This window comes from Lapillicoccus sp. (assembly GCF_025353065.1).
Taxonomy (GTDB): Bacteria; Actinomycetota; Actinomycetes; order Actinomycetales; family Dermatophilaceae; genus Lapillicoccus.
This window is the reverse complement of sequence record NZ_JANXRJ010000256.1, coordinates 1-26,632: the sequence shown is the minus strand read 5'-3', so window position 1 is coordinate 26,632 and position 26,632 is coordinate 1. Positions and strand designations below refer to the sequence as shown.

24 protein-coding genes are annotated in these 26,632 nt (G+C 71.3%); 11 read left to right on the top strand and 13 right to left on the bottom strand.

Features of this window, described 5'->3' with window-relative positions:
• Positions 1-47: 47 nt before the first annotated feature.
• Together Q0R63_RS18720 and Q0R63_RS18715 are read right to left on the bottom strand one after the other, a co-directional pair.
• Entirely contained in the window at positions 48-1,187 is a 1,140-nt protein-coding gene (locus Q0R63_RS18720; RefSeq protein ID WP_295700732.1) for an oxidoreductase, read from the bottom strand.
• Positions 1,188-1,230: 43 nt separating this feature from the next.
• Positions 1,231-2,760 carry an AMP-binding protein gene (locus tag Q0R63_RS18715; RefSeq protein WP_295700729.1) on the bottom strand — a complete coding sequence of 510 codons (1,530 nt, stop codon included), beginning with the start codon at positions 2,758-2,760 and terminating at the stop codon, positions 1,231-1,233.
• Between the two features lie 220 nt (positions 2,761-2,980).
• On the opposite strand from Q0R63_RS18715, the gene Q0R63_RS18710 reads away from it, so the two are divergent.
• The 9 genes from Q0R63_RS18710 (at position 2,981) to Q0R63_RS18670 (ending at position 12,501) form a co-directional block, all read left to right on the top strand.
• Positions 2,981-3,661 carry a DUF2291 domain-containing protein gene (locus Q0R63_RS18710; RefSeq protein ID WP_295700727.1) on the top strand — a complete coding sequence of 227 codons (681 nt, stop codon included), beginning with the start codon at positions 2,981-2,983 and terminating at the stop codon, positions 3,659-3,661.
• Complete coding sequence (locus Q0R63_RS18705) at positions 3,658-5,211, top strand: sugar ABC transporter ATP-binding protein (protein ID WP_295700726.1); 1,554 nt, start codon at positions 3,658-3,660, stop codon at positions 5,209-5,211. The genes Q0R63_RS18710 and Q0R63_RS18705 overlap by 4 nt, the downstream gene beginning before the upstream one ends.
• Positions 5,212-5,233: 22 nt before the next feature.
• Positions 5,234-6,355: an ABC transporter permease gene (locus Q0R63_RS18700; protein ID WP_295700723.1), complete on the top strand. Its 1,122-nt coding sequence runs from the start codon at positions 5,234-5,236 to the stop codon at positions 6,353-6,355.
• A 76-nt stretch (positions 6,356-6,431) separates the two neighbouring features.
• The gene (locus Q0R63_RS18695; protein ID WP_295700720.1) at positions 6,432-7,385 is read left to right on the top strand and encodes a D-ribose ABC transporter substrate-binding protein; all 954 of its coding nucleotides are present in this window, start codon (positions 6,432-6,434) and stop codon (positions 7,383-7,385) included.
• 48 nt (positions 7,386-7,433) lie between these two features.
• Positions 7,434-9,182, top strand: coding sequence for a dihydroxyacetone kinase family protein (locus Q0R63_RS18690; protein ID WP_295700717.1), 1,749 nt, complete (start codon positions 7,434-7,436; stop codon positions 9,180-9,182).
• The gene (locus tag Q0R63_RS18685) at positions 9,179-9,652 is read left to right on the top strand and encodes a ribose-5-phosphate isomerase (protein ID WP_295700714.1); all 474 of its coding nucleotides are present in this window, start codon (positions 9,179-9,181) and stop codon (positions 9,650-9,652) included. The genes Q0R63_RS18690 and Q0R63_RS18685 overlap by 4 nt, the downstream gene beginning before the upstream one ends.
• Positions 9,653-9,677: 25 nt before the next feature.
• The gene (locus tag Q0R63_RS18680; protein WP_295700712.1) at positions 9,678-10,445 is read left to right on the top strand and encodes a triose-phosphate isomerase family protein; all 768 of its coding nucleotides are present in this window, start codon (positions 9,678-9,680) and stop codon (positions 10,443-10,445) included.
• 68 nt (positions 10,446-10,513) lie between these two features.
• Positions 10,514-11,356 (top strand): DeoR/GlpR family DNA-binding transcription regulator, encoded by an 843-nt coding sequence (locus Q0R63_RS18675; RefSeq protein ID WP_295700709.1) that lies wholly within the window; start codon positions 10,514-10,516, stop codon positions 11,354-11,356.
• 38 nt (positions 11,357-11,394) lie between these two features.
• On the top strand, positions 11,395-12,501 hold the full coding sequence (locus tag Q0R63_RS18670; RefSeq protein ID WP_295700706.1) for an alcohol dehydrogenase catalytic domain-containing protein: 1,107 nt from the start codon (positions 11,395-11,397) through the stop codon (positions 12,499-12,501).
• A 39-nt stretch (positions 12,502-12,540) separates the two neighbouring features.
• Here Q0R63_RS18670 and Q0R63_RS18665 read toward each other — a convergent pair whose 3' ends face one another.
• From Q0R63_RS18665 to pcaH, 8 genes are all read right to left on the bottom strand, one after another.
• Positions 12,541-13,353 carry an IclR family transcriptional regulator C-terminal domain-containing protein gene (locus tag Q0R63_RS18665; protein ID WP_295700703.1) on the bottom strand — a complete coding sequence of 271 codons (813 nt, stop codon included), beginning with the start codon at positions 13,351-13,353 and terminating at the stop codon, positions 12,541-12,543.
• The gene (locus Q0R63_RS18660) at positions 13,350-14,036 is read right to left on the bottom strand and encodes a 3-oxoacid CoA-transferase subunit B (RefSeq protein ID WP_295700700.1); all 687 of its coding nucleotides are present in this window, start codon (positions 14,034-14,036) and stop codon (positions 13,350-13,352) included. Before Q0R63_RS18660 ends, Q0R63_RS18665 begins: the two co-directional genes overlap by 4 nt.
• A complete protein-coding gene (locus tag Q0R63_RS18655; RefSeq protein ID WP_295700697.1) occupies positions 14,033-14,698 on the bottom strand; it encodes a 3-oxoacid CoA-transferase subunit A in 666 nt (221 codons plus the stop codon). The genes Q0R63_RS18660 and Q0R63_RS18655 overlap by 4 nt, the downstream gene beginning before the upstream one ends.
• A 5-nt stretch (positions 14,699-14,703) precedes the next feature.
• Positions 14,704-15,906, bottom strand: a complete 1,203-nt coding sequence (locus Q0R63_RS18650; RefSeq protein WP_295700736.1) for a thiolase family protein — start codon at positions 15,904-15,906, stop codon at positions 14,704-14,706.
• A 284-nt stretch (positions 15,907-16,190) separates the two neighbouring features.
• Positions 16,191-17,381: a 4-carboxymuconolactone decarboxylase gene (pcaC, locus tag Q0R63_RS18640; protein ID WP_366521171.1), complete on the bottom strand. Its 1,191-nt coding sequence runs from the start codon at positions 17,379-17,381 to the stop codon at positions 16,191-16,193.
• Between the two features lie 12 nt (positions 17,382-17,393).
• On the bottom strand, positions 17,394-18,809 hold the full coding sequence (locus tag Q0R63_RS18635; RefSeq protein ID WP_295700694.1) for a lyase family protein: 1,416 nt from the start codon (positions 18,807-18,809) through the stop codon (positions 17,394-17,396).
• Positions 18,810-18,825: 16 nt separating this feature from the next.
• Complete coding sequence (gene pcaG, locus Q0R63_RS18630) at positions 18,826-19,416, bottom strand: protocatechuate 3,4-dioxygenase subunit alpha (protein WP_295700691.1); 591 nt, start codon at positions 19,414-19,416, stop codon at positions 18,826-18,828.
• Entirely contained in the window at positions 19,413-20,204 is a 792-nt protein-coding gene (gene pcaH, locus Q0R63_RS18625) for a protocatechuate 3,4-dioxygenase subunit beta (RefSeq protein ID WP_295700689.1), read from the bottom strand. Before pcaH ends, pcaG begins: the two co-directional genes overlap by 4 nt.
• Before the next feature lie 129 nt (positions 20,205-20,333).
• On the opposite strand from pcaH, the gene Q0R63_RS18620 reads away from it, so the two are divergent.
• Positions 20,334-22,010: a long-chain fatty acid--CoA ligase gene (locus Q0R63_RS18620; RefSeq protein WP_295700686.1), complete on the top strand. Its 1,677-nt coding sequence runs from the start codon at positions 20,334-20,336 to the stop codon at positions 22,008-22,010.
• Between the two features lie 76 nt (positions 22,011-22,086).
• Positions 22,087-23,562, top strand: coding sequence for an LLM class flavin-dependent oxidoreductase (locus tag Q0R63_RS18615; protein WP_295700683.1), 1,476 nt, complete (start codon positions 22,087-22,089; stop codon positions 23,560-23,562).
• Between the two features lie 59 nt (positions 23,563-23,621).
• On the opposite strand, the gene Q0R63_RS18610 is transcribed toward Q0R63_RS18615, so the two are convergent.
• The 3 genes from Q0R63_RS18610 to Q0R63_RS18600 are packed head-to-tail and all read right to left on the bottom strand — an operon-like array spanning position 23,622 to position 26,513.
• Entirely contained in the window at positions 23,622-24,473 is an 852-nt protein-coding gene (locus tag Q0R63_RS18610; protein ID WP_295700680.1) for an ABC transporter permease, read from the bottom strand.
• Positions 24,460-25,392, bottom strand: a complete 933-nt coding sequence (locus Q0R63_RS18605; protein WP_295700677.1) for an ABC transporter ATP-binding protein — start codon at positions 25,390-25,392, stop codon at positions 24,460-24,462. The genes Q0R63_RS18610 and Q0R63_RS18605 overlap by 14 nt, the downstream gene beginning before the upstream one ends.
• Positions 25,389-26,513: a DUF2092 domain-containing protein gene (locus tag Q0R63_RS18600; RefSeq protein ID WP_295700674.1), complete on the bottom strand. Its 1,125-nt coding sequence runs from the start codon at positions 26,511-26,513 to the stop codon at positions 25,389-25,391. The genes Q0R63_RS18605 and Q0R63_RS18600 overlap by 4 nt, the downstream gene beginning before the upstream one ends.
• Between the last annotated feature and the right edge of the window lie 119 nt (positions 26,514-26,632).

The following is a 26,632-nucleotide window of genomic DNA, read 5'->3' as shown; positions in this document are numbered from 1 at the left end:
AGACCACGACCTCAGCAGGGTGGGTGGCGAGACAGCCACCCGCTCGGCTAGCGCAGGACCAGCCGGGCGACCCGACCCGTGGACCCGGAGGCCCAGCAGGACAGGTCGGAGGTGCACTCGACGGCGTCGAAGGTGCCCGTGTCGAAGGAGCTCCAGTGCTTGCCGTTGTCGAGGGTGAGGTCGGAGCCGGTCGGCCCGACCGCCAGCGCGATGCCGAACCAGGGCGCCACCCAGGCGGAGCCGGAACGGTAGCCGGCGGGCTCACTCACGGACTTCTGCCAGGTCGTACCACCGTCGGCCGTGTATGCCGCGTCGCCGCCAATCCGCGTGGTGTTGGTGTAGTCGCCGCCGACGGCGATCCCGCGGGAGGCGCTCCGGTACTGCACCGAGAAGACCCCCGCCGCCGCACCGCCCGCGATCGGGCTCTCCGTGGCGGTCCAGGTGTGGCCGCCGTCGCCGCTGCTGAGGATGCGGCCGGGATCCACCCCACCGGTCGCGATGTAGACGCGGTTGCCCGCGCCGGTCGCGAGGCACGTCCCGCTCGCCGCGAAGGCGAACTCCCCGTCGAGCGCGGGCACCATCCCCGCGTTGCTGATGATCCTCCACGAGTGACCTCCGTCGCTCGTCTCGATGAGGCGGAACTTGCCATTCACCGGGTCGCTCAACGCCAGGCCGTGGAGGGGCGACGAGAAGGCCATGCAGTCGTAGAACGCCTTCGGCTGGGTGTTGCGGAACGTCTCGGTCCACGTCGCACCGCCGTTGTCCGTGACGTAGATGCGCGAGTCGGTGCCGTTGCCGATCGACATGATCACGGCGTCCTGGGCCGAGAAGGCCTCGATGTCGCGGAACTGGAGGGCCGCGTCCGCCGTGCTGAGCGGCGGGCCGACGGAGGCCCAGGTGGCACCGCCGTCGACGGTGCGCAGGACCGTGCCCGCGGTGCCGGAGACCCACGCCACTCGCCTCGATACCGGTGCCAGGCCACGGAACTGGGCCTGCGTGCCGGTGTTCGTGAGCTTCCACGAGAGGCCCACGTCACCGTGCGCCAGAGCTGCGTATGCCGCGGGTGTCGTCGGTCCGGACGAGTCACCGCCCGCCGCCGGCGCGGCATACGCAGGGGTCGTGAGCGCTGTTCCAACGAGGGCTGCCACGGCGAGCGCAGCGAAGAGGGCGTTCCGGAGTCGTCTCATGGGCAGAACGTAGGCCCTCGTCCATGGGCCGCGCCACCCCGCCTCAGTTGACCTGCCGGTCGCGCCCCTCCCAGTAGGGGGCCCGCAGCTTGAACTTCTGCAGCTTGCCGGTCGCGGTGCGGGCCAGCACGTCGCGGAACTCGATCGTCGACGGCGCCTTGAAGCGGGCGACCCTGGCCTTGCAGTAGTCGATGAGCTCCTGCTCGGTCAGCTCGGAGCCGGGCGTGCGGACGACGAGGGCCTTGATCGTCTCGCCCCACTTGTCGTCGGGGACGCCGATGACCGCGACCTCGGCGACGTCGGGATGGGAGAAGATCGCGTCCTCGACCTCGATCGACGACACGTTCTCACCGCCGGTGATGATGACGTCCTTCTTGCGGTCCTGGATCGTGAGGTAACCGTCGTCGCCGACGACCCCGCCGTCGCCGGTGTGGAACCACCCGTCCCGCAACGCGATCGCCGTCTCCTCGGGCTGGTCCCAGTAGCCCTCGAGGACCACGTTGGAGCGGACGAGCACCTCGCCGTCGCCGTCGATCCGGACGGTGCAGCCGATGGCCGGCTGACCCGCTCGCACCAGCTTCGTCGCCTGCTCGTCGGGCGGGAGGTCGTCCCACTCCGACCGCATCCGGTTGACGGTGAGCAGCGGCGAGGTCTCGGTGAGCCCGTAGATCTGGATGAACTCCCACCCGAGCTCGGACCGCACCCGGGCGACTGTCTTCGTCGGTGGCGGCGCGCCTGCCACGATGATGCGGACACGGTCGCGGCCAGGGATGTCACCCTCCCAGGTCTGCGCGGCGTCGAGGACGGCGGCGACGACGGCCGGCGCCGCGCACATCACCGTGACGCCGTGCTTCTCCACGCGGCGGAGGATCTCCGCGCCGTCGATCTTGCGCAGCACGATGTGGGGCACGCCCATCCCCGTCATGCCGAACGGCATACCCCAGCCGTTGCAGTGGAACATCGGCAGCGTGTGGAGGTAGACGTCCCGGTCGGTCACCCCCGCGTGGAGGGTGAAGGTGACGGCGTTGGTCCAGATGTTGCGGTGGGTGACCTGCACGCCCTTGGGCCGCGCCGTCGTGCCCGAGGTGTAGTTGATCGTCGCCGTCGCGCTCTCGTCCGGCTCCCACGGCTGCGGCTCGGTGTCGAAGAGGTAGGCGTCGTCGTCGTCGCCGATGACGAAGGTGTGCTCGGCCGTGACCTCGGCGAGCGACTCGGACAGCTCCGGGTCGATGTAGAGGACGCGAGCGCCGCAGTGCTTGACGATGTAGGCCACCTCGCCGGGGGAGAGGCGGAAGTTGATCGGCACGAGGACGCGACCGGACCCGCAGACGCCGAAGAAGGCGGTCAGCAGGCGGGCACTGTTGTGGGAGACGTAGGCGACCCGCTCACCCACCCCGATGCCCAGCGCGTCGAGCTTCGCGGCCTGCGCCCGGGCCAGCTCGCCGGCCCGACCGTAGGTGAGGTCACCCCAGGAGGTCGCCGGCTGGTCCGACTCGTCGACGACACCCACCCGCTCGGCGTAGACCGACGTCGCGCGGTCGATGAAGTCGGTGACGGAGAAGGGAACGATCATCGGTGCCTCCTGTTCGAGCTCGGTGCTGCGAGAACTGTAACGGCCGGGAGGATCCGCGCCGTTGACAGGGGCCAATGTCATGTCTATGGTTTTCTTCACACCAGAGATGCGGTTTATCTCAGAAATCTAACTTGGCGCAGCGTGGCGCAGACGTCGCGACGCTGCCGATGAGACGACCCGGAACCACGTGTTCCGGCTCGTCGGACGGGAGTGCAGCACGATGCGCGCAGTCGACGTGGAGCCACCCGGCACCGAGTCACCTCGCACCGGTCCGGCGCGCACCTCCCCCCGGACGAGGACGCTGGCCCGCACCGCCGTCCCGCTCCTCGTCCTCGTGGCCATGGCGTTCGGCACGAAGGTGGTCAGCCTCGACGACACCGCAGCCGCCGGGCCGAAGGTCTTCGACCCGGCCACCTACGGGAAGACCGAGTTCCCGAAGGTGCAGGCGGCGCTCGCCACGAAGGCCGTTCCCGCTGCCGTCCTCGCCAAGGCCCTCGCCGCCGACCCAACCGCCGCAGCGAAGCAGTACGGCGTGAAGGGCGGCACCGGACCGGAGTTCTCGGTGAGCCTGACGGGAACCGTGGGCGCCGGGCAGTCGGGGATCTACACCGTCACCGTGGCGGGCCTCCCGGCCACCCTGGTCATCCGCGTGCAGACCGGGCCGGCCATCAACGGGACGGACCTGCGGGATGCCACGGGGACGGTCACCTTCGGCCAGTTCACCAACCAGATCGAGTACCAGAACGCCGCCTCGGCCCTCAACACCCAGATGAAGCAGCAGGTCCTGGCTCCCCTCGGCACGGCCCCACTGACCGGCAAGACGATCACGCTCGTCGGCGCGTTCCAGCTCATCAACCCCAACGGCTGGCTCATCACGCCGGCGAAGCTGACCGTCTCGTGACGAGCGACGCGCCGAAGACGAGCACGAGCGACGCGACGGACTCGGTCGTGCTGAGCGCCCGCAACGTGGTCAAGACCTACGGAGGGACCCGGGCCCTCAAGGGTGTGGACTTCGACATCACCCGCGGGACCGTGACCACCCTGTTCGGGGAGAACGGGGCCGGCAAGTCCACGCTGATGAAGATCCTCTCCGGCGTCGAGAGCCCCACCTCGGGGGAGATCGTCCTCGACGGCGAGCCCGTCGTGTTCGGCTCCACCGTGGGGGCCCGGGACCGCGGGATCTCGATCATCCACCAGGAGCTGAGCCTCGCCCCCAACCTGTCCGTCCGCGACAACGTCTTCATGGGCCGGGAGCTGCGCACCCCCCGCGGGACGGTCGACTTCGCGGAGGAGGCCCGCCAGACGCTAGCCATCCTGACCGAGCTCGAGGAGGAGATCGACCCCCTCACCCCGGTCTCCGCCCTCCGCCTCGGTCAGCAGCAGATCGTCGAGATCGCCCGGGCCCTCTCGGTCAACGCCCGCATCCTGATCATGGACGAACCCACCTCCGCCCTCAGCGCCTCCGAGGTGGAGATCCTGTTCAAGGTCATCCACGACCTGACCTCGCGCGGTGTCTCGATCGTCTACATCTCGCACCACCTCGAGGAGGCCCTGCAGATCACCGACCACGCGGTGGTGCTGCGCGACGGGTCGATCACGGCCACGGCGGCCGCCCGTGACATCGACCTCGACTGGGTCGTCCGCCAGATGGTCGGGGCCAACTTCGACCTCGGCGAGCCCCCACCGAGATCCGACGCCGCCGAGGTCGCCCTGTCGGTCCGCGGTGTCAGCGTCGCTGACGAGCGCAACCCGGACCGCTTCGTGGTCGACGGGGTCGACCTCGACGTGCGCGCCGGCGAGATCGTCTGTCTCTACGGCCTCATGGGGGCCGGCCGGACCGAGCTGCTCGAGGCCGTGGCCGGCCGCATACCGGTCACGTCGGGCGCCATCCTGCTCAAGGGCCAGGACGTCACGCGGCTGAGCATCGCGGAGCGGATCGACCGAGGTCTGGGTCTCGTCCCCGAGGACCGCCAGCGCGACGGCCTGGTGCCGACCATGTCCGTCGGTCGCAACGTGTCGCTGGCGAGCATCACCTCCTTCGTCCGCGGGCGCTTCCTCTCCGGGTCCCGTGAGCGAGCGCTGGTGGAGCAGTCGATCGACGCCGTGCACGTCAAGACCTCCGGCAGCTCTGCCGCCATCGGGTCCCTGTCCGGCGGCAACCAGCAGAAGGTGGTCATCGGCAAGATCCTCGCGACCCACCCCGACGTGATCCTCCTCGACGAGCCGAGCCGCGGCATCGACGTCGGCGCCAAGGGCGAGGTGTTCCGCCTCCTCGCCGAGCGGGCCCAGGCCGGTCTCGCGGTCGTCTACTCCACGTCCGAGGTGGGTGAGTGCCTGAGCATCGCCCATCGCATCGTCGTGATGCGCCGGGGGCGCATCTCGGCGGAGTTCTCCGCCGACATCAACAAGGAAGCGATCATGGCCGCCTCGGGCGAAGCCGTGGCCGTGTGACCCGGAACAGGACCAGCCGCACATGACGACGACAACCCGGAAGACCGCCGCTCCGACGACCGAGCCCGTCCGGCGCAAGATCGACATCGGTCGGCTCCTCCTCGAGGGTCGGGCGTTCTTCGCCCTCCTCGCGGTCATCATCATCTTCTCCCTCCTCTCGCCCAACTACTTGACCGTCAGCAACCTCCTCACGATGTCCTCGCACGTGGCGGTCTACGCCCTGCTGGCGATCGGGATGCTGCTGGTCATCCTCAACGGCGGCATCGACCTGTCCGTCGGCTCGACGCTCGGGCTGTCCGGGGTCGTCGCCGGGTTCCTCATGCAGGGGGTCAGGCTCTCCCCCTTCGGAGTGGCCCTCTTCCCGTCCGTCTGGGTCGTCGTCGTCCTCTGCTGCGTCGTCGGGGCCCTCATCGGACTCGTCAACGGCACCCTGGTGGCGCGGTTCAGGGTCGCCTCGTTCGTCGCCACCCTGGGAATGCTCTACGTCGTGCGCGGGGTCGCCCTGCTGATGACGAACGGCCTCACCTACAACGACCTCAGTGGCCAACCGGCCCTCGGCAACACCGGCTTCAACTGGCTCGGCTTCAACAAGCTGATCGGCGTCCCGATCGGCGTCCTCGTGATGATCGTCGTCGCCGTCGTCGCCAGCATCCTGCTCACCCGCACCGTGTTCGGTCGCTGGCTCTACTCGTCCGGAGGCAACGAGCGCGCCGCCGAGCTGTCGGGGGTGCCGGTCAAGAAGGTCCAGGTCCGGGTCTACGTCATCTCGGGTGTCTGCTCGGCCCTCGCCGGCCTGATCCTCTCCTCGGAGCTCACCTCGGCCGGCCCCACCGCCGGGACGTCCTACGAGCTGACCGCCATCGCCGCCGTCGTGATCGGTGGAGCCGCCCTCACCGGAGGTCGCGGCAACGTCCGCGGCACGCTCCTCGGCGCGTTCGTCATCGGCTTCCTGTCCGACGGGCTCGTGATCATCGGCGTCTCCGCCTACTGGCAGACGGTCTTCACCGGAGCCGTCATCGTGCTCGCCGTCCTCCTCAACTCGGTGCAGTACGGCCGACGCCGCCGCTCGAAGAAATCGGCCGGTGCCACACCCCCTGTCGCCACACCCCCAGCCGCCACACCCCCAGCCGCCTCGACCCCGTGAGCGACACCACCCCTTGGAAGGAATTCCCATGTCACGTAGGACTTTTGTGGCTCTTGCCGCACTCGCCAGTCTCGGAATGACCGTGTCCGCCTGCTCCTCGAGCTCGTCCCCCTCGGCGGGGTCGGGCGGCACGGGCGGAGCGACCAGCGCCTCCAAGGGGGGGCTGATCACGATCATCGTGAACGACCCCGCCAACCCGTACTGGCAGACCGAAGGCACCGTCGCCGCGGCCGAGGCCAAGACCCTCGGCTACACCTCCAACGTGGCCGCGTCCAAGGGCGACACCAACACCGAGAGCACCCTGATCGACACCGCGATCACCAACAAGTCGGTGGCGATCATCCTCGACCCGGCCAACGCCAGCGGCTCCATCGGCGCCGTCAAGAAGGCGAACGCGGCCAACATCCCGGTCTTCCTCGTCAACGCCGAGATCAACCAGGAGGGCCTGGCGAAGGCCCAGCTCGTCTCGAACAACGCCCAGGGGGCGGCCCTCGGTGGCCAGCAGTGGGTCAAGGACGTCGGTGAGAAGGGGACCTACGTGGAGCTCCTCGGGGCTCCGTCGGACAACAACGCCGCCACCCGCTCCAACGGCTATCTGAGTGTCCTCAGCCAGTACCCGACGCTGAAGGAGGTCGGCAAGGAGGTCGCCAACTGGGACCGCACCCAGGGGCACGACAAGATGCAGACCCTCCTGCAGGCTCACCCGGACATCACGGGGGTGATCGCCGGCAACGACGAGATGGCGCTCGGCGCGATCACCGCCCTCAAGCAGGCGGGCAAGCTCGCCCAGGTCAAGGTCGGCGGCTTCGACGGCTCGCCCGACGCCGCCGCCGCCGTCAAGGCCGGTGAGATGCAGTACACCGTCCTGCAGCCGGTCGCCACCTTCGCCAAAAAGGCTGTCCAGCAGGCGGACTCGTTCCTCAAGACCGGCAAGACCGGCGCCGACGCGGAGAAGCAGTCCTTCGACTGCATCCTCGTCACCACGGCGAACGTGGGCGACTTCACCGGCCCGTTCACCCTCAAGCAGTAACCCTCCCCTGACGTCGGGCACGCCCGACCACCCGACAAAGGACGTCCCATGAGTTACCTCGTCAACGACCCCGACACCTTCATCGAGGAGATGATCGACGGCTTCGTGGCGGTGCACGGCGAGATCGTGCAGCGTGTGGACGGAGGGGTATGCCGCGCCGCCCCGACCCCGAGGGGTCAGGTGGCCCTGGTCATCGGCGGCGGTTCCGGCCACTATCCCGCCTTCGCCGGGCTGGTGGGTCCGGGGCTCGCGCACGGCGCGGCGATGGGTCACGTCTTCGCCTCTCCCTCGGCCCACCAGGTCTACGAGGTGGCACGCGCCGCCGCGTCCGACTCCGGCGTCCTGCTCAGCTACGGCAACTACGCGGGCGACGTCCTCAACTTCGACGCCGCGCAGGAGCGGCTGCGGGCCGAGGGGATCCCGACGCGGACGGTCGTCGTCACCGACGACATCTCCAGCGCCGGCCCGGACCAGCGAGGGCTGCGTCGGGGGGTGGCCGGTGACCTCCCGGTCTTCCGGGCCGCCGCCTGGGCGGCGGAGGAGGGTCGTTCGCTCGACGAGACCTGGGAGGTCGCGCACCGGGCCAACGAGCGGACGCGGACGCTCGGTGTCGCCTTCTCCGGATGCACCCTGCCGGGTGCGGAGGCACCGCTCTTCACCGTCCCGGCGGGCCGGATGGCCGTGGGGCTGGGCATCCACGGCGAGCCGGGAATCGAGGAGCAGGACATCCCGACCGCCCGCGAGCTCGCGAACGAGCTCGTCGACCGTCTCCTCGACGAGGCCCCGGGAGTCTCCGGCGCGGGTGGAGACCGCGTCGCAGTCATCCTCAACGGCCTCGGCTCGATCAAGTCCGAGGAGCTCTTCGTCGTCTACGGGCAGGTGGCGAAGCGGCTCGACGCCGCCGGTCTCATCGTCGTCCAGCCCGAGGTCGGCGAGTTCGCCACGAGCTTCGAGATGGCCGGCCTGTCGCTGACGCTGATGTGGCTCGACGACGAGCTGGAGCGGGCGTGGACGTCGCCCGCGGCGACCGCGGCATACCGGCGGGGCGCGGTGACCCCGCCGGCGGACTCGACCGACGGGCATCCGCCGAGATCGACACCCGCGCCATCGCTCCCGCCGAGCACCCCACGTGCGTCTGCGGATTCGCAGTCGGCGGCGGCCGGGCTCGCCGACTGCGTCCGCGCGATCAGGGGGACGGTGACCGAGAACGTCGACCGGCTGGGCCGACTCGATGCGGTCGCCGGCGACGGGGATCACGGGATCGGTATGCAGCGCGGTGTCACTGCCGCCGCGGCCGCCGCGGACGCTGCTGTCGACGCCGGGGCGGGCGCTCGGACCACGCTGCTGGCCGCCGCCGACGCCTGGGCGGAGCACGCGGGCGGCACGTCGGGGGCGCTCTGGGGTCTGGGCCTGCGGGCCATGGCGGAGCGGTTCTCCGACGACCTCCCGGCGTCCGCCACAGGCATCGTCGGCGGGGTGGCGGACGCCCGCGACGCCGTGATGCGGGTGGGTAAGGCCCGGCTGGGGGACAAGACCCTCCTGGACTCCCTCATCCCGTTCAGCGAGCGCCTCGCGGCCGACGTGAGGGACGGTACCCCGCTCTCGACGGCGTGGGTGACCGCGGCCGAGGTGGCGACCACCGCAGCCGAGGCCACGGCCGAGCTGCTCCCCCTCACCGGACGAGCTCGGGCCCATACGCAGCGCAGCGTCGGCAGTCCGGACCCCGGAGCCGTGTCCTTCGCCCTGGCGGTCACCGCCATCGGCGCCCTCGTGGCCGGGAAGAAGGCCTCAGCATGACGGCCACGTCACGGATCCGTGTCGTCGTCGGTTCGGACCTGGCCGGCTTCGACTACAAGGAGGCGCTGCGCAAGGACCTGGAGGCCAATGTCGCGGTCGAGGTCGTCGCCGACGTCGGGGTCGCGCAGGGCGAGCAGACGGCCTACCCGTCCGTGGCCATCGCCGCGGCGCAGATGGTGGCGGACGGGCGTGCCGATCGCGCGCTGCTGGTCTGCGGGACGGGACTCGGGGTGGCCATCGCGGCCAACAAGGTCCCCGGCGTCCGAGCGGTGACGGCGCACGACAGCTTCTCTGTCGAACGATCGGTCCTCAGCAACAACGCCCAGGTGCTGACCTTCGGCCAGCGGGTCATCGGGCTGGAGCTCGCCCGCCGGCTCGCCAGGGAGTGGCTGACCTACGAGTTCGACGAGTCGTCCGGCTCGGCGTCCAAGGTCGCCGAGATCGATGACTATGAACGCACCAGAGACTGACGAGGCCCGGCACCCGGTGCCTCCTGTGACCGCGTCCGGACCGACCCTCATCGCCATCAGCCTGAAGCTCTACTTCGACGTCGCGCGCACCCGGTCCTGGTGCGAGCAGGTCGCCTCGCTCGCCAGGAGCCATCCGGTCGTCAGGGCCGGGGGCACCGAGGTCGTCGTCCTCCCGTCGCTCCCCGCCCTGCCCGTCGCGATCGCGGCGCTAGCGGGTTCGGGAGTTCGGCTCGGCGCCCAGGACCTCTTCCACGAGGACCGTGGCGCCTTCACCGGAGCCACGAGCGGAGCCGACCTCCATGGGGTCGGCTGCACCTACGTCGAGGTGGGGCACTTCGAGAGGCGCACGCTCTTCGCCGAGGACGACCGCCTCCTCGCGCTCAAGATCCGGGCCGCCTGGCGCAACCGCCTGATCCCCATCCTCTGCATCGGCGAGACGAGCGAGCAGTCGGTCGACGCCAGCGTGGTCCAGTGCGTCCGGCAGCTCGAGGCCGTGCTGTCCACCGACCTCGACCGGGCCGGCCCTCTCGTGGTCGCCTACGAGCCGTCGTGGGCGATCGGTGCGGCCGAGCCGGCGGCTCCCCACCACGTCGCCGCCGTCATCCGCGAGGTCCGTGCCTGGCTCGCGCACCACCGGGCCCGCGTGCCCACCCGCATCATCTACGGAGGAAGCGCGGGAGTCGGTCTGCTGTCCGACCTCGGGGCAGCGGTCGACGGCCTCTTTCTCGGACGTTTCGCGCACGACACCACGGCGCTGGCCCGGATCCTCGACGAATCGGCTGACCTAGGATGAGCCGAACTTTGAGCAGGCTCAGTGCGCTCGCGCCTGACCTCCGGATGCGAAGGCGAGGTGACCACGTCATGACGAGCCCGGAGGCAGGAGATCCACGGCGTCCGCGCCAGGTGGACCGGCAGGCGCGGATCGCCGAGGCCGTCATGGCCGACGGCACGATCAGGATCGAGCGGCTCGCCGCGATGTTCGACATCAGCCTGATGACGGTGCATCGCGACCTCGACGAGCTGGAGAGCCGGGGGATCCTCCGCAAGAGCCGGGGGGTGGCGACCGCCACCTCCACCATCCTCGTGGAGTCGAGCGACGTCTACCGCCTGAGCCACCAGGCCAAGGAGAAGGAAGCCCTCGCCCTGGCCGCCATGGAGCTGGTGGAGCCCGGGCAGGTCATCATCCTCGACGACTCGACAACCATCCTGCGCATGGCTCCCCACCTCGAGGGCAAGGCTCCGCTGACCGTGGTCACCAACGTGCTCACCCTGATGAGCGAGCTGCGGGGGACCAAGGGCCTGACGCTGATCGGCATCGGCGGGCAGTACTACGGCTGGTGCAACGCGTTCATGGGACCACTCACGACGCAGGCGCTCTCCGAGCTGCACGCCGACACCGCCTTCCTCTCGACGTCCGCCATCACCCGTGACGTCGCCTTCCACCAGGTCACCGAGACGATCGCGACCAAGCGAGCCATGCTCAGCTCGGCCAATCGCAAGGTGCTGGTGGTCGACCACACGAAGTTCGATCGTCAGGCGATGTACGCCCTCGCCCCGCTGACCGACTTCGACACCGTCATCGTCGACGACGCCACTCCCGCCGCGGACATCGACCGCATGCGGGGCAAGGGCATCGACGTCATCGTGGCGCCCACGATGACGACGCCACGCCGCCCACGACCCCGACCGAGCAGCACCCCATGAGGCGTGTCACCACGCCCGCAACCCTGAGGAGTCCCCTGATGAGCACCGTTCACGGCGACCACGCCGCACCCCTCCCCACCACGATGCAGGCGGTGGTGTGCCACGGACCTCGCGACTACCGGCTCGAGGAGATCCCCGTCCCGACCCCCGGACCGGGCGAGGTCCTGGTCGAGGTCGAGGCGGTGGGCATCTGCGCCAGCGACCTCAAGTGCTACCACGGGGCCGCCAAGTTCTGGGGGGACGCCAACCGCTCGCCCTGGGCACAGACGGGGATCGTCCCGGGGCACGAGTTCACCGGTCGGGTGGTGCAGCTGGACGATGCTGCGCGAGCCCATTGGGGCATCGAGGTCGGGCACCGGGTCGTGGCCGAGCAGATCGTCCCCTGCTGGGACTGCCGCTACTGCGACACCGGTAGCTACCACATGTGCGCCCGGCACGACATGTTCGGCTTCCGGGGCCACTCCGGTGCGATGGCGTCCTACCTGGTCTTCCCGGTGGAGGCGCTCGTGCACCGGATCAGTGCCGACCTCCCCCCGGCCCACGCCGCCTTCGCCGAACCATTGTCCTGCGCACTGCACGCGGTGGAGCGCGCGCAGATCACCTTCGCGGATGTCGTCGTCGTCGCAGGGTGCGGACCGATCGGCCTGGGCATGATCGCCGGCGCCGCCGCGAAGTTCCCGGCCGAGATCGTCGCCCTCGACCTGGACGACCGCAAGCTCGACCTCGCCCGCAGGACCGGCGCGACCAGGACGATCAACATCGGCTCCGAGGACGCGGTCGCGCTCGTCAGGGAGATGACCGGGGGCTACGGCGCCGACGTCTACCTCGAGGGGACCGGGGCTCCCGCAGCGGTGCTCCAGGGCCTCAACCTCCTGCGCAAGCTCGGTCGCTTCGTCGAGTACAGCGTCTTCAAGGAGGACGTGACGGTCGACTGGTCGATCATCAGCGACGACAAGGAGCTCGACGTCCTGGGTGCTCACCTCGGCCCCCACTGCTGGCCGGCCGCCATCCGCCTCATCGAGTCCGGGCGGCTGCCGATGGACGACATCTGCACCCATCAGCTGCCGCTGGCGGACTTCCAGCGCGGCCTGGACCTCGTCGCCTCCGGGGCCGAGTCGATCAAGGTCTCGCTGATCCCCGGCTGAGATGCGCCTCCTTCCCGCACCCCGGAGGTCCGGGACCGCTCAGTGTCTCGCCGACCGCAGGTCGCGACTGATGGCCTCGGCGCAACGGCGGAGTGCGGGGAGGTGGGTCTCGACCAGGTCGTCGCTGACGGGTCGCACCTGGGTCGAGACGTTGAGCGCTGCCACGACCTCTCCGGCACTCCCGACGAGGGGCACCGCGAGCGAACGGAGACCGGGTTCGAGCTCCTGGTCGACGAGGCTGTAGCCGTGGTCGCGGACCCGCACCAGCTCCTGCTCGAGGGCCGTGGCGGAGGTGATCGTGCGGTCGGTCAGGGCGCGGAAGTCGTTGTGCAGCAGTGTCTTCGAGCGTTCCTCGGTGGGGAGGGCCGCGAGCAGCACTCGGCCCATCGACGTCGCGTAGGCCGGGAAGCGGGTGCCGACGCTGATGCCGACGGTCATGATCCGGCGGGTGGCGACCCGGGCGACATAGACGATCTCGGACCCGTCGAGCACGGCCACGGACACCGACTCGGCCAGCTGTGCCGAGAGCGCCTCGAGGTGGGGCTGCGCGATGTCGGGCAGGCCCATCGAGGAGAGGTAGGCGTGGCCGAGGCGGAGGACCTGCGGGGTGAGCGTGAAGTGGCGCCCGTCGGTGCGCATGTAGCCGAGGTCGACGAGGGTCAGCAGGAAGCGGCGGGCCGTCGCGCGGGTGAGCCCGGTGCGCCTCGCGACATCGCTGAGGGTCATGGCGTCGTGGTCGGCGTCGAAGGCCTCGATGACGGCGAGCCCGCGACCGAGCGACTGGACGTGCGGGGACGGTTCCGGGGGAAGCGTCGCGCCGTTCGTGCCCGCGACTGCGCGCGCGCCCGTCATCGGGCGAGGAGCGGGACCGCGAGGCGGGAGCGAAGCTCCTCGACGGAGATCCCGAAGGTCTCGCTGACGGTGACCTGTCCATCAGCGATGAGGAACACCGCGTGGTCGGTGAACACCCTGCTGACACAACCGAGTCCAGTCAGGGGGTAGGTGCATCGGGTGACCAGCTTGGCGGTGCCGTCCTTGGCGAACAGCGTCATCATCACGTAGACGTCCCGGACGCCGGTGGCGAGGTCCATGGCGCCCCCCACCGCGGGAATGGCGTCGGGGGTACCGGTATGCCAGTTCGCGAGATCGCCGTTGACGGCGACCTGGAAGGCCCCGAGGACGCAGACGTCGAGATGGCCGCCGCGCATCATCGCGAAGGAGTCGGCGTGATGGAAGTAGGACGCACCCGGCAGCTCCGTCACGGGGATCTTGCCGGCGTTGGTGAGGTCCAGGTCGATCTCTTCGCCCACGGCCACCGGTCCCATGCCGAGCATGCCGTTCTCCGTGTGGAGGACGACGCCGCTGTCGGGGTCGAGGTGGTCGGACACCAGCGTGGGCTGCCCGATGCCGAGGTTGACGTAGGACCCGGCCGGGATGTCGCGTGCCACGATGCGGGCCATCTCGTGACGATCGAGCGGGCCGCGGTCGAGGTGCTCGATCGTCCCGACCTCCGTGGCGCCGCCGGAGGACGTCATCCGGGGGTCCGGACGACGACGACCCGGTCGACGTAGATGCCGGGGGTGACGACGACCTCGGGGTCGAGGGCTCCGACCTCGACGACCTCGTCGACCTGGACCGCCGTGACCGTCGCCGCGGTCGCCATCACCGGCCCGAAGTTGCGGGCCGTCTTCCGATAGACGAGATTGCCCATCCGGTCGGCCCGGAAGGCCTTGACCAGCGCCAGATCGCCCGAGATCGCATACTCCAGGACGTGGTCGCGACCGTCGATCGTCCGAGTCTCCTTGCCTTCGGCCAGCATCGTCCCGGCCCCGGTCGGGGTGAAGAAGCCACCGATCCCCGCCCCCCCGGCGCGAATTCGCTCGGCGAGGTTGCCCTGGGGCACGACCTCGAGATCGATCGCGCCGGATCGGTAGAGGCCGTCGAAGACGTAGGAGTCGCTCTGACGCGGGAACGAGCAGATGATCCGCTTCACGTGGCCGCCGGCCATCAGCGCGGCCAGCCCGGTCTCGCCGTTGCCGGCGTTGTTGTTGACGACGGTGAGCTGCGAGACACCGCTGCGCCGCAGCGCGTCGATGAGGGCGACGGGCTGTCCGGCCGGCCCGAAACCCCCGATGAGCACCGTCGCGCCGTCCTGGACGCCGGCCACCGCCTCGTCGGGGTCGGCGACGACGCGCATCCGGCTCACGGTGCGGATCCCGCTGTGGGACCGGTGTTCTCGAGCACGACGGCGAGCGCCTGGCCCACGCCGATGCAGATCGCCGCGACCCCCCATCGTTGTCCGTCGGCGCGCAGCCGTGCCGCGAGCGTGCCGAGGATCCGACCGCCAGAGGCCCCGAGGGGGTGCCCGATGGCGATCGCCCCGCCCCGCGCGTTGACGATGTCGGGGTCGATCCCCCAGGCGTCGACGCAGGCGAGCGACTGCACGGCGAAGGCCTCGTTGAGCTCCACCGCGCTGACGTCCGACCAGCCGATGCCGGCTCGCGCGAGGGCTCGGTGGGCCGCTTCGACCGGCGCGAACCCGAAGAGCTGCGGCTCGAGGGCATGAGCGCCACGACCGGCGACACGGGCCAACGGCTCGGCGCCGAGCAGTCCCGCGGCCTCCTCCGACCCGAGGAGGACGGCCGAGGCGCCGTCGTTGAGGGGGGAGGCGTTGCCGGCGGTGATCGTCCCGTCGGGCCGGAACGCGGGCGTGAGGCCGGCGAGCTTCTCCACCGTGGAGCCGGGACGGATGCCCTCGTCGCGGGCCAGGTCGACGCCCGCGACGGGGAGGACGTGGCCGTCGTAGAAGCCGGCCGTCCACGCCGCGTCCGCGAGCTGGTGCGAGCGGACGGCGAAGGCGTCCTGGCGCTCACGGCTCACGGCATACCGTTGCTGCAGCTGCTCGTTGGCCTCCCCGAGCGAGACGGTCCACTCGGCCGGCATGGCGGGGTTGACCAGCCGCCAGCCGAGGGTCGTCGACGAGAGCGTAGCGTTGCCGACGGGGTAGCCCTTCTCCGGCTTGGGCAGCACCCAGGGCGCGCGGCTCATCGACTCGACGCCGCCGGTGAGGACGAGGTGCGCGTCGCCCGTCTCGATGACACGCGAGCCGATCATCGCGGCGTCGAGGCTCGATCCGCAGAGTCGGTTGATGCTGCTGGCGGGAAGGGACACCGGCAGGCCGGCGAGCAGGACCGCCATCCGGGCGACGTTGCGGTTGTCCTCGCCGGCGCCGTTGGCGTTGCCGAGGACGACCTCGTCGATGCGTGCGGGGTCGAGGTCGGGATGTCGGGCCACGACGGCGCGCAGGACCCCGGCGGCGAGGTCGTCGGGCCGGACGCCGGCGAGCGCCCCGCCGTAGCGGCCGAACGGCGTCCGCACCGCGTCGTAGAGGAAGGCCGAGGTCACGGGGTTCATCACTCCTGGGCGTCAGATGGCGTGGTGTTCGGTGGACGCGGTGTTCGGTGAGTGAACACCTGTGCGGCAGGTGAACACGACGATAGGCCCCGGGGGCGGGGTCGTCAACGGGCGACGCCAAAGGTGACCTCTGGCGGTCAGGGCGCGGCCCGATTTTGCGAGTGGTCAGCTTCGGTCGTTCTCGGGGCCTGAGATCGACCGCTCCTGACCACTCGGGAGCCGGGCGTCGCCAGAGGACACCTTTGGCGACGCCTCCCGCTCGCGACGCCCCCCGCTCACGACGCCCCCGGGTCCGCCACCGTCCGGAAGACCTCCTGCGCCACCCGGAAGGCCGAGTTCGCCGCGGGCACACCGCAGTAGACCGCCGACTGCAGCAGGACCTCGCTGATCTCGGCGCGGGTCAGCCCGTTGTTGAGCGCGGCGCGCAGATGGAGGGCCAGCTCCTCCCAGTGGCCGTGGGCGACGAGCGCCGTGATCGTGATCATCGAGCGCGAGCGACGGTCGAGCCCCGGTCGCGTCCAGATCGTGCCCCAGGCGTAGCGCGTGATGAGCTCCTGGAAGTCGCGCGTCGTCCCGTCGATCGCGGCGGTCGCGGCGTCGACGTGCGCGGCGCCGAGGACCTCACGGCGGACCTGGAGCCCCGCGGCATACACCTCGCGCTGCGTCACCTGCCCGGCGGCGTGGGCGGCGATGAGGTCGGCCGTGCGTTGCGGTGCCTCGACCGGCGCCTGGTGGGCGACGCCCTCGAGCTCGACGTAGCGCCCGTCCACGACGCCCTCGGCGACGAGCCGTCCACCCTCCGGGGGCGCGGCGACGTCCAGCGCGCCGGAGATGACCAGGACCGGGGTCGCGATCTCGCCGAGGCGCTCACGGACGTCGAAGCCGGCGAGCGCCTCGCAGACGCCGGCATATCCCTCGTCGTCGGCCGACGAGAGGTCGTGCAGCAGCCGCGACCCGGCGTCGGGCCGACGGTCGAGGAAGCCCGGCGCGAACCATCGCTCGGACGCGCCGCCCACCATCACCGGGGTCCCCGATCGACGCACGGTCTCGGCCCGCTCGGTCCACATCTGCTCGTCGCCGATCCGCGCGCCGGAGCAGACCACGGACACGGCCGAGAGCCGGTGCGGTGCGTCGAGGGCCAGCTGCAGCCCGGTCGCCCCACCCACGGAGTCGCCGGCGTAGGCGAACGGACGCCCGGCTTCGTCGCGCCCGGACTGGATGCCGTCGACCGCCGCGAGCACCCCCGCCGCGAGCTCGGCGACGGTGAACGGCGTCCGCGTCGTGGGGCTCCCACCGTGCCCGGGCAGGTCCCAGCCCATGACGTCGTGGCTGTCGGCCAGCAGGGTCGCGACCTCGCCCCACAACCCGGCGACCGAGGTGCCGAGCGACGGTCCGAGGACGAGCAGCGGCCGCTGGCCGGCGCGCTGGGGAGAGAGCAGGACGGGGGTGAGGATTGGGACGGCCATGGCGGGCTGCTCTCAGGAGGGGGTCGACGGGTGAGGGAGGGACGGGTGAGGGAAGGACGGTGCGGAGGTGGCCTCGGCCACGACCTCGTCGACGAGCGAGACCGCCACGCCGAGGTATGCCGTGGGGTCGAGCAGTGCGGCGAGCTCGTCGTGCGTCAGCCGCCCGACGACGAGCGGGCCCACCAGGGAGGCGAACTCGTCCGCGTCGGAGGCCACGGAGACGAGCCGGGTCACCTCGGCCCGACCCCCCGGGACGAGCGGCGCGAGGACGGGGACGAGACGTTCGGCGAGGGCGCCGGGCAGCGCCCGGTCGAGGTGCGCCCTCATGGCGTCGGGGTGGACCTCGAGCCCGGTCACGAGCTCGGTCGCCTGTCGGGCGGCACCCACCGTGCGCCGGCAGAGGTCGCGCAACGGCGCCCACTCCGTGTGCCAGGCGCCGTCCGGTCGCTCGTCCACCGCGGCGGCCGCGGCGAGGTGGAGCTGGGCGCCGAGCAGCGGCGCCGACATCGCCTGCCGGCGGATGAGGATGGCGAGCACCGGGTTGCGCTTCTGGGGCATCGCCGACGAGACACCCCGGCCGTCGGCCGCGGGTTCGGAGAGCTCCGCAACTTCCGGCCGGCACTGGAGGACGACGTCGTTCGCGAGGTGTCCCAGGGCGTCGCTCACGGTGACGAGCACGTCGCCGACCCTCGTCACCGGCTCCCGGACGGTGTCCCACGGCGGCGTCGGCAGCAGTCCGAGCCCCCGGGCGGTCGACGCGACCAGCTCCCGGGCGGCGGTGACGGGATCGGCCGTGACGGCGACGGGGTCGGCGGTCCCGGCGGCGCGGCATACCTCGACGAGCGCAGCGAGCGTCCCCGCGGCCCCACCGAGCTGCACGGGCAATGACGTCACGACGTCCCGCACCCGGGTCCGGGCCACCAGGAGCCCCCGGAGCCACGACGCGACGCGGACGCCGAAGGTCGTCGGGAGGGCGTGCTGACCGAGGGTCCGGGCGACCATGGGGGTGGCGCGATGCTCGGCGGCGAGGGCGGCGAGCACGGCGATCTGGAGGTCGAGCTCGTCGGCGATCGCCACGAGGCAGTCCTTGGCGCACAACAGGACTGCGGTGTCGACGACGTCCTGACTCGTCAGCCCCAGATGGATCGCCGCGGCCGCAGCGGGGTCGATCGCACGGGCTCGGGCGCGGATCTCCGCGAGCCACGGGATGAGGGGGTTGCCACCTCCCTCGGCGGCCACGGCGACCGCGTCGGGGTCCACGGCCTCGGCCACCCCGTCGAGGATCGCCGAGGTGCCTGTCGGCACGAGCCCGGACTCCTCGAGGACGTGTGCCCACACCGACTCCACCCGCAACAGGGAGGCCAGCACCGCATCGTCGTCGAAGAGGCCCGCCGCTCGATGCAGGCCCGGCCACAGGAGGTCGCTCACAGCCCCGGTCCGTCCGTCAGTGCCGGGCGTGTCGCGGGTAGGCGAGGAAGACGGTCTCTGCGTCGCCCTGCAGCCGCACGTCGAAACGCAGCCCGCCGTCGGTCTCGCGCCGCGCGACGAGGGTCGCGCGGCGATCTTCGGGGAGTGAGGCGAGCAGCGGGTCGGCGGCGAGGGCGACGGTGTCCTCGGGCAGGTAGCAGCGGGTGAAGAGCCGGTTCATCAGGCCGCGGGCGAAGACCGTCATCGCGACGAAGGGCGCCCGACCGGGCTCGGTCGCACCGGGGTCGACGGTCGTGAAGGTGTAGTGGCCGACCCCGTCGACCTGGGTGCGGCCGAAGCCGGTGAAGGTCCACCCGTCGCGTCGTAACGACCCGGGCTCCGTTGTGACAGATCCCTCCTCGTCGGGCTGCCAGATCTCGAGCAGCGCGTCCGGCACGACGGCGCCAGCCCCGTCGAAGACGGTGCCGTGGAGTCTGATCGCGCGTGGGTGGTGCGGGCCGACGAGGTCGGTTCCCCCGGCATACGGGAGGGCGGTGCCGAAGAAGGGCCCGACGGTCTGGCCGGGCGTGGGGGTGAGGTCCGGGGTCGGGGTGAGCTCAGATGTCACGCCACTCCCCCGTCGTCCGGCTCGGTCCACGTCGCGTGGCTGCCGGTGAGTACGACGTCCCAGCGGTAGCCGGTGCACCACTCGGGCCGGGTCACCCCGTGGTCGTATGCCGCGACGAGACGGTCGCGGGCGGCGGGCTCGAGGATCGACTGGTAGATCGGGTCGAGCGCGAAGAGCGGGTCGCCGGGGAAGTACATCTGCGTGACCATCCGCTGGGTGAAGTCGGTGCCGAAGAGCGAGAAATGGATGTGGGCCGGGCGCCAGGCGTTGCGGTGGTTCTTCCAGGGGTAGGGCCCGGGCTTGATCGTCGTGAAGAGGTAGCTGCCGTCCTCGCCCGTGAGGCAGCGCCCGGAGCCGGTGAAGTTCGGGTCGATCGGGGCCGGGTGCTGGTCCCGCTGGTGGATGTATCGGCCGGCGGCGTTGGCCTGCCAGATCTCCACGAGCTGCCGCCGCACCGGCCGCCCGTCGCCGTCGAGCACCCGTCCGGTGACGATCATCCGCTCCCCGAGCGGCTCCCCTCCTTGCTGGATCGTGAGGTCGGCCTCGAGCGCGCCGACGTCGCGCTGCCCGAAGACCGGCGCCTCCAGCTCGATGGTCTCGGGGTCCGCGTGGTGGAGGTCCTTGGTCGGGTGCCGCAGCAGCGAGCTGCGGTAGGGCGGGTAGTCGAGCCGGGGCTGGGTCTCGGGCTCGGTGTCCGACCCGCGCCGCTCGTAGCCCGCGCGCAGGGCGGCCATCTCCGCGCAGATCTCGTCCTGCGTGCTGGTTGCCGCGTCCGCGTCGACGCCCATCACGTGTCCCTCGCTCCCGTCGACCCTCGTCCCCCGCCGGCTCACCGGCTCACTCTCTCACCCTGCGCCGTGCTGTGACTTCACGCGGTTCCACTTCCATCCTGGCCCGGAATGAGGCAACCTCACCTCATGAAGAGCACCATGCAGACGACACCGTTGTTGATCTCACAGATCCTGCGCTACGGGACCACGATCCATGCCGACCAGGAGGTGGTGACCTGGACCCCCGAGGGCGGCCGCACCATGTCCTTCGCCGAGGTGGGCCGTCGCGCGGCCCAGCTCGCGCACGCGCTGCGCGGCATCGGCATCACCGGCGACCAGCGCGTCGCGACGTTCATGTGGAACAACGCCGAGCACCTCGTGGCCTACCTCGCGATCCCGTCCATGGGCGCCGTGCTGCACGCCCTCAACATCCGGCTCTTCCCGGACCAGCTGATCTACACCGCAACCCACGCCGGCAACGAGGTCGTGGTCATCGACAACACCCTGGCCAAGCCCTTCAGCCAGCTGATCGGTCACCTCCCCCTCATCCACACCGTCATCGTCAACGGCCCGATCGACGAGGAGACGAAGGCCGCTCTCGGGGCGCCCGAGCACGTGCGCGCCGTGCATGACTTCTACGAGTTCATCGACGGGCAGCCCGACAGCTTCGACTGGCCCGAGGACCTCGACGAGAACAGCGCGTCCTCGATGTGCTACACCTCCGGAACGACGGGCAACCCCAAGGGCGTTGCCTATTCGCACCGGAGCAACTACCTCCACGCGATCACGGACGCGCAGATGCTGGGGTTGCGCCAGGGCGATCGCAACCTCGTCGTCGTCCCGCTCTTCCATGCCAACGCCTGGGGTTTCCCCTACCTCGTGATGCTCGCCGGGTCGTCCGTGATCATGCCCGACCGCTTCCTCCAGCCCGAGCCGCTCGCCCGGATGATCCAGGACTGCAAGGTCACCACCGGCGCCGGCGTGCCGACGATCTGGTCGGAGCTGCTGCGCTACCTCGACGCCCACCCCGAGATCGACACCTCGAGCTGCTACCGGCTGATGGTCGGCGGCTCGGCGGCGCCACCCGCGCTCATGCACAACTTCCAGGAGCGCCACGACATCGAGATCATCCACGGCTGGGGGATGACCGAGACGTCCCCGGTCGGCTCGCTGGCCATCGCCCCGGCGCGCACCGAGGTCGGGTCGGACGAGTACTGGTCCTACCGCGAGAAGCAGGGACGTCTGCTGCCCGGCTTCCAGGCGCGGCTGATGGGCCCCGACGGCGAGCCCCAGCCGTGGGACGGCGAGTCGGTCGGCGAGATCGAGGTGTCGGGTCCGTGGGTGACCGGGAGCTACTTCCTCAACGGTGAGGAGTCGGCGAAGGACACCGCCGAGATGGCGGCGAAGTTCAGCGACGACGGGTGGCTCCGGACCGGTGACGTCGGCCTCATCACGGCGGACGGCTTCCTCCAGCTGACCGACCGCGCCAAGGACGTCATCAAGTCGGGTGGCGAGTGGATCAGCTCGGTCGACCTCGAGAACGCGATCATGGCCCACCCCGACGTCCTCGAGGCCTCCGTCATCGGCGTCCCCGACCCGAAGTGGGACGAGCGCCCGCTCGCCTCGGTCGTCCTCAACGAGGGGGCCACGGTGACCGCCGACGAGCTGCGCGACTTCATCTCCGGCAAGGTCGCGAAGTGGCAGCTCCCCGAGCGGTGGGCCTTCATCGACGAGGTCCCCAAGACGTCGGTCGGCAAGTTCGACAAGAAGGTCCTGCGCAAGCGGTATGCCGACGGCGAGCTCGACGTCAAGCAGCTCACCTGACGCGCTCGCGCCGGCCCGAGCCCTGGCGGCCGCGCGGCCGCGACACCGGTGCCGCGTCCGCGCGGACGTTGTGGGGGTGGCGGTGACGCCGCTCCAGGATCCGGCGCTCGTCGTGCTCGTGGGCGCGGCAGGGTCGGGCAAGTCGACCTGGGCCGCGGACCACTACCGGGCCGTCGAGGTGGTGTCTTCGGACACCCTGCGAGGGGTGGTCGGCAGCGGGCCCGCCGACCTCGACGCGTCCGTCGACGCCTTCGACCTGCTCGATCGGATCGTCGCCGCCCGGCTGCGCCGACGACTCACCGTCGTCGTCGACACGTTGGGGCTCGACCCGGCGCGGCGGAGCGGCTGGCTGGGGCAGGCGCGGCAGCACGGCATACCGGCCGTGGCGGTGCTGCTCGACACCCCGGATGCCGTATGCCGCCAACGGAACTCGCGCCGCGACCGACCCGTGCCGGCACCAGTCCTCCTGACCCAGCTGAGGCGGATGCGGTCGGTCGCGGCCGAGCTCGCCGCCGAGGGCTGGGACGACGTGATCACGGTGCGAAACAACGAGGTGGCGGACGTCCGCACCGCGGAGACACCGGTGTCTCTCCCAAGCGGACGCAGTGAGGAGAGCCGGCCGCGCGTGGTGCTGCAGCTGTCGAGCGTCCCGTGGGGCGGCGAGCCCACCGCGTGGCTGCGGTCGATCGCGCTCGCCGCCGACGAGGTCGGCTTCCACGGGATCGCGCTGATGGACCATCTCATCCAGATCCCGCAGGTGGGCCGGGCCTGGGACCCGATCCCCGAGCCCTTCGTCACCCTCGGTCTGCTCGCCGGTCTCGACACCCGGCTCGCCCTCGGGACCCTTGTCTCACCGGTGACCTTCCGCCGGCCGGGCCTGCTCGCGAAGGCGGTCGCCACCCTCGACGTGCTGTCGGGTGGACGCGCCTTCTGCGGCGTCGGCGCGGGGTGGTGGGAGCGGGAGCACGCGGCATACGGGCTGGCGTTCCCGACCCCTGGTGAGCGGCTCGACCTCCTCGAGGAGGGTATCGAGACGATGCGTGCCCTCTGGTCCACCGGCACCAGATCGTATGCCGGGCAACGGGTCTCGCTTCCCGAGACGACCTCCTACCCCCGGCCGCTCCACGACGTGCCGATCATCGTGGGCGGATCGGGCCAACGGTCCCTCTCGATCGCCGGACGCCTGGGCGACGGATGCAACGTGGCGGCCGACGACCGGCTGCCGTCCCGGATCGACGTTGTCCGGACGGCCGCCCGAGACGCCGGCCGCGACCCCGCCGAGGTCGAGATCACGGTCCTCGACGTGGCGATCGTCGGCCGCGACCGCGACGACACCGCGGCCCGGGTCGAACGCACCCGGGGCCGGACCGCCGCAGCGACCTGGGCCACGCGCCACCACGCCGGCGAACCCGCCACCCACGCCGAGCGCTACCGCCGGCTGGGCATGCTCGGCGTCGGCACCGTCTTCCTGGCCCTGCCCGACCTGTCCGGCCCCGAGGACCCCGAGGACCTGGAGCGCGTCGCCCCACTCCTCGCCGCCCTGCGCACCTGACCCACCCCTGACGTCCGCGTCATTGGGACACCGGTGTCACGAAGGCGCGGACGTCGCGGTCAGCTGGTGACGTCCTTGCCGGCGAACCGGGCCCAGGCGAGCAGCCAGAACACGACGGCGTATGCCGCGTCGACACCGAGGCCGCGCCACACCGTGTCCCAGAGCGGCGGGTCACGCAGCAGGTCGCCGAAGGCGTTCCAGTCGTGCACGAGCAGCCACGGGTGCAGCCAGGCCAGCTGGGGCACCGAGTCGAGGATGAACGACGCCGTCGAGAAGATCACCAGGGCGACCATCGCGCCGATCGGCTGCTCGGTCAGCGTGGAGATGAAGAGACCGACCGCCGCGAGAGCGGTGAGGCAGAGGGTGATGTAGAGCATCACGAGCAGCAGCCGCCAGACCGCGTCGCCGAACGGGATCTGGGTGCCGGAGAGCGTCGTCAGGGAACCGGTGCCGAAGAGCGCGATCCCGATGACCGCGCCCGTGACGGCGACGGCGAGCACCCCCCAGAAGGCACCGATGGCGAGGGAGGCGAACTTGACTGCGAGCAGCCGGGTGCGGTTGACCGGCACCGTCAGCAGGTAGCGCAGCGTGCCGATGTTGGCCTCGCCGGCGATCGTGTCACCCGAGAGGACGGCGACCGCCAGCGGGAGGAAGAGGGGGAGCTCGAGGGTGAGTGCAGCCAGCGGCACGAACAGTCCGTTGGCGGTGATCGAGGCGAGGAAGTCCGGCCCGCGCCCGGCCCGGGGCGAGGTGACCCGCACCGCGATGGCCAGCACGACCGGGACGGCCGCGAGGACGAGCATCCCCATCTGATTGCGTCGCCGGCCGGCGATGAGCCGCAGCTCCGAGCGCAGCAGCCGCGTCGAGACCCGGGTCGACCGCCGGGTGCGGACCTGCTCAGCCGCTGACATCGAAGCCCTCCCCGGTCAGCTGGACGAACAGGTCCTCGAGGCTCGGTGAGGAGACCTGGAACGAGCGCACCCCGACCCCGGCGTGGACGAGAGCCGCCACGATCTTCTCCGGCGCGATCTCGCCCGGTGTGCCGCGCAGCTCGCCCTCGACGACCTCGACGGTGCCCAGCCCGAGCTCGACGAGGACGCGCCGCGCCTCGTCGACCTGATCGGTGTCGACCCGGGCGACCGGGGCGACGGAGCCCCGCACCTGCGCCGCCGTCCCCTGCGCCACGAGCCGGCCGGCGCTCATCACCCCGAGGTGGGTGCTGATCTGCTCGACCTCGGAGAGGAGGTGGCTAGAGACGAGCACGGTCGCACCGTCCGAGGCGAGCGAGCCGATCAGGTGGCGGACCTCCCGGGTGCCCTGCGGGTCGAGGCCGTTGGTCGGCTCGTCGAGGACCAGGAGGTCACGCGGGGCGAGCAGGGCTGCGGCGATGGCGAGCCGCTGCCGCATACCGAGCGAGTAGACGCGGTAACGCTTTCCGGCCGCGGGGAGCAGTCCCACCCGGTCGAGCGCACCGTCGATACGGGTCCGCATCGTGCGCGGGTCGGCCATCCGGTCGGCCGCGTCGAGCCGCGCGAGGTTGGCCCGCCCCGACAGGTAGGGGTGGAAGGCCGGCCCCTCGACGAGGCTGCCGACCCGCGGGAGGGCCGCGCCGGCCTCGCGGGCGACGTCGTGCCCGAGCAGGCTGCGCGTCCCCGACGTCGGCGACACCAGCCCCAGCAGCATCCGGATCGTCGTCGTCTTGCCCGAGCCGTTGGGCCCGAGGAAGCCGTAGACAGCGCCCACCGGCACCTCGAGGTCGATCGCGTCGACGACCGTCTGCATGCCGAAGCGCTTGGTCAGTCCCGAGGTCGCGACCGCCAGGTCGGTCACCCAGCCGCCAGGGCGGCATACAGCTGGGCGGGGGCGACGGCACCGGCAGCGACCCGTCCGTCGTCGGTGAGGACGACCGAGAAGAGCGTGCCCTCGACGAGCCGACCGCTGCCCCATGCGCCGGAGACCTTGGGGATCGCCGTGAGCAGGGCCTGCACCTGGCCGCCGCCGACCTGGCTCATCGCGCCGGCAGGGACCTTGGCCACGAAGACCGTGCTCCAGCCGGTGCCGACGACCTTGGGGGGCGTCGCACCGGCCGGGATGGAGGGCTTGGCGCCGGACGGCTTGGTCGCCGTGCCGGCAGCCAGCGGGAGGGCCTTCTGGGTGACCGTCGTGCCGGGCGGCGGGGTGAAGGTGAACTGGGCGGCGGCGGGCACGCCGAAGTCGACCGAAGTGAAGCCGACGTCGATGGCCGGGTTGGCGAGCTTGGTCGAATAGACCTGGACGCGCAGGGGCACCTTCGTGACGCTGTCGACCGCGATGCGGACCTGGGCGACGCGGGTCGCCCCGCCCTTGGGCTTCAGCACGAGCTCGTATGCCGGTCGGCCGGCGACCACGGCCGTGCCGGCGACGCTGACGTCGGTGGTCTTCCCGACCGCGGCGAGGGCCAGCTGCGCGGCCTCGGCGGGGGTCTTGGGCAGATCGGTCGGCAGCTGCCGCGCGCTGGTGCCCGCCGTGTGAGCCGGGAGGGTCGAGTGGACGGCCGTCTGGTCCTGGCTGGACCAGGCCCAGAGGTCGGTGCCATTGCGGATGATGTCGGACTCGCCGAGGCTGCCGACGAGCGCCAGTCGCTGCTGGGTCGGGCCCGCGACCCAGACCCGCCACGTGTGGGTGCCGGAGGCGATGGAGCTCAGGGCCGGGCTGTCACTGGCGGAGCCGGAGGCGGACGAGAGCCCGGGCAACTGTGGCAGCCCGAGGTCGACGCTCTGGCTCACGGTGCCGGAGATGCCGGCGACCTTCGCTCCCTGGACGTCCACGAGCAGCTGCTGCGCCGAGATCGCCGGGAGACCGGCGTCGGCCGAGGCACTGCGGGTGGTGAGGACCGTGGCACCGGCGATCACCGCGACAGCGGCGACGGGTGCGGCCCAACGGACAAGCGGACGGTCGGTGGAGAGACTCACCTCCCTATTGTCACCCGGCCCCGACGTGCGCGCCTCCACCCCCGGTCTGATCCGAGGACGCCCGGTCTCATCCGGACAGACAGCTGCGTCCGGCCGGTCGGCAGCCAGGGCTACCGACC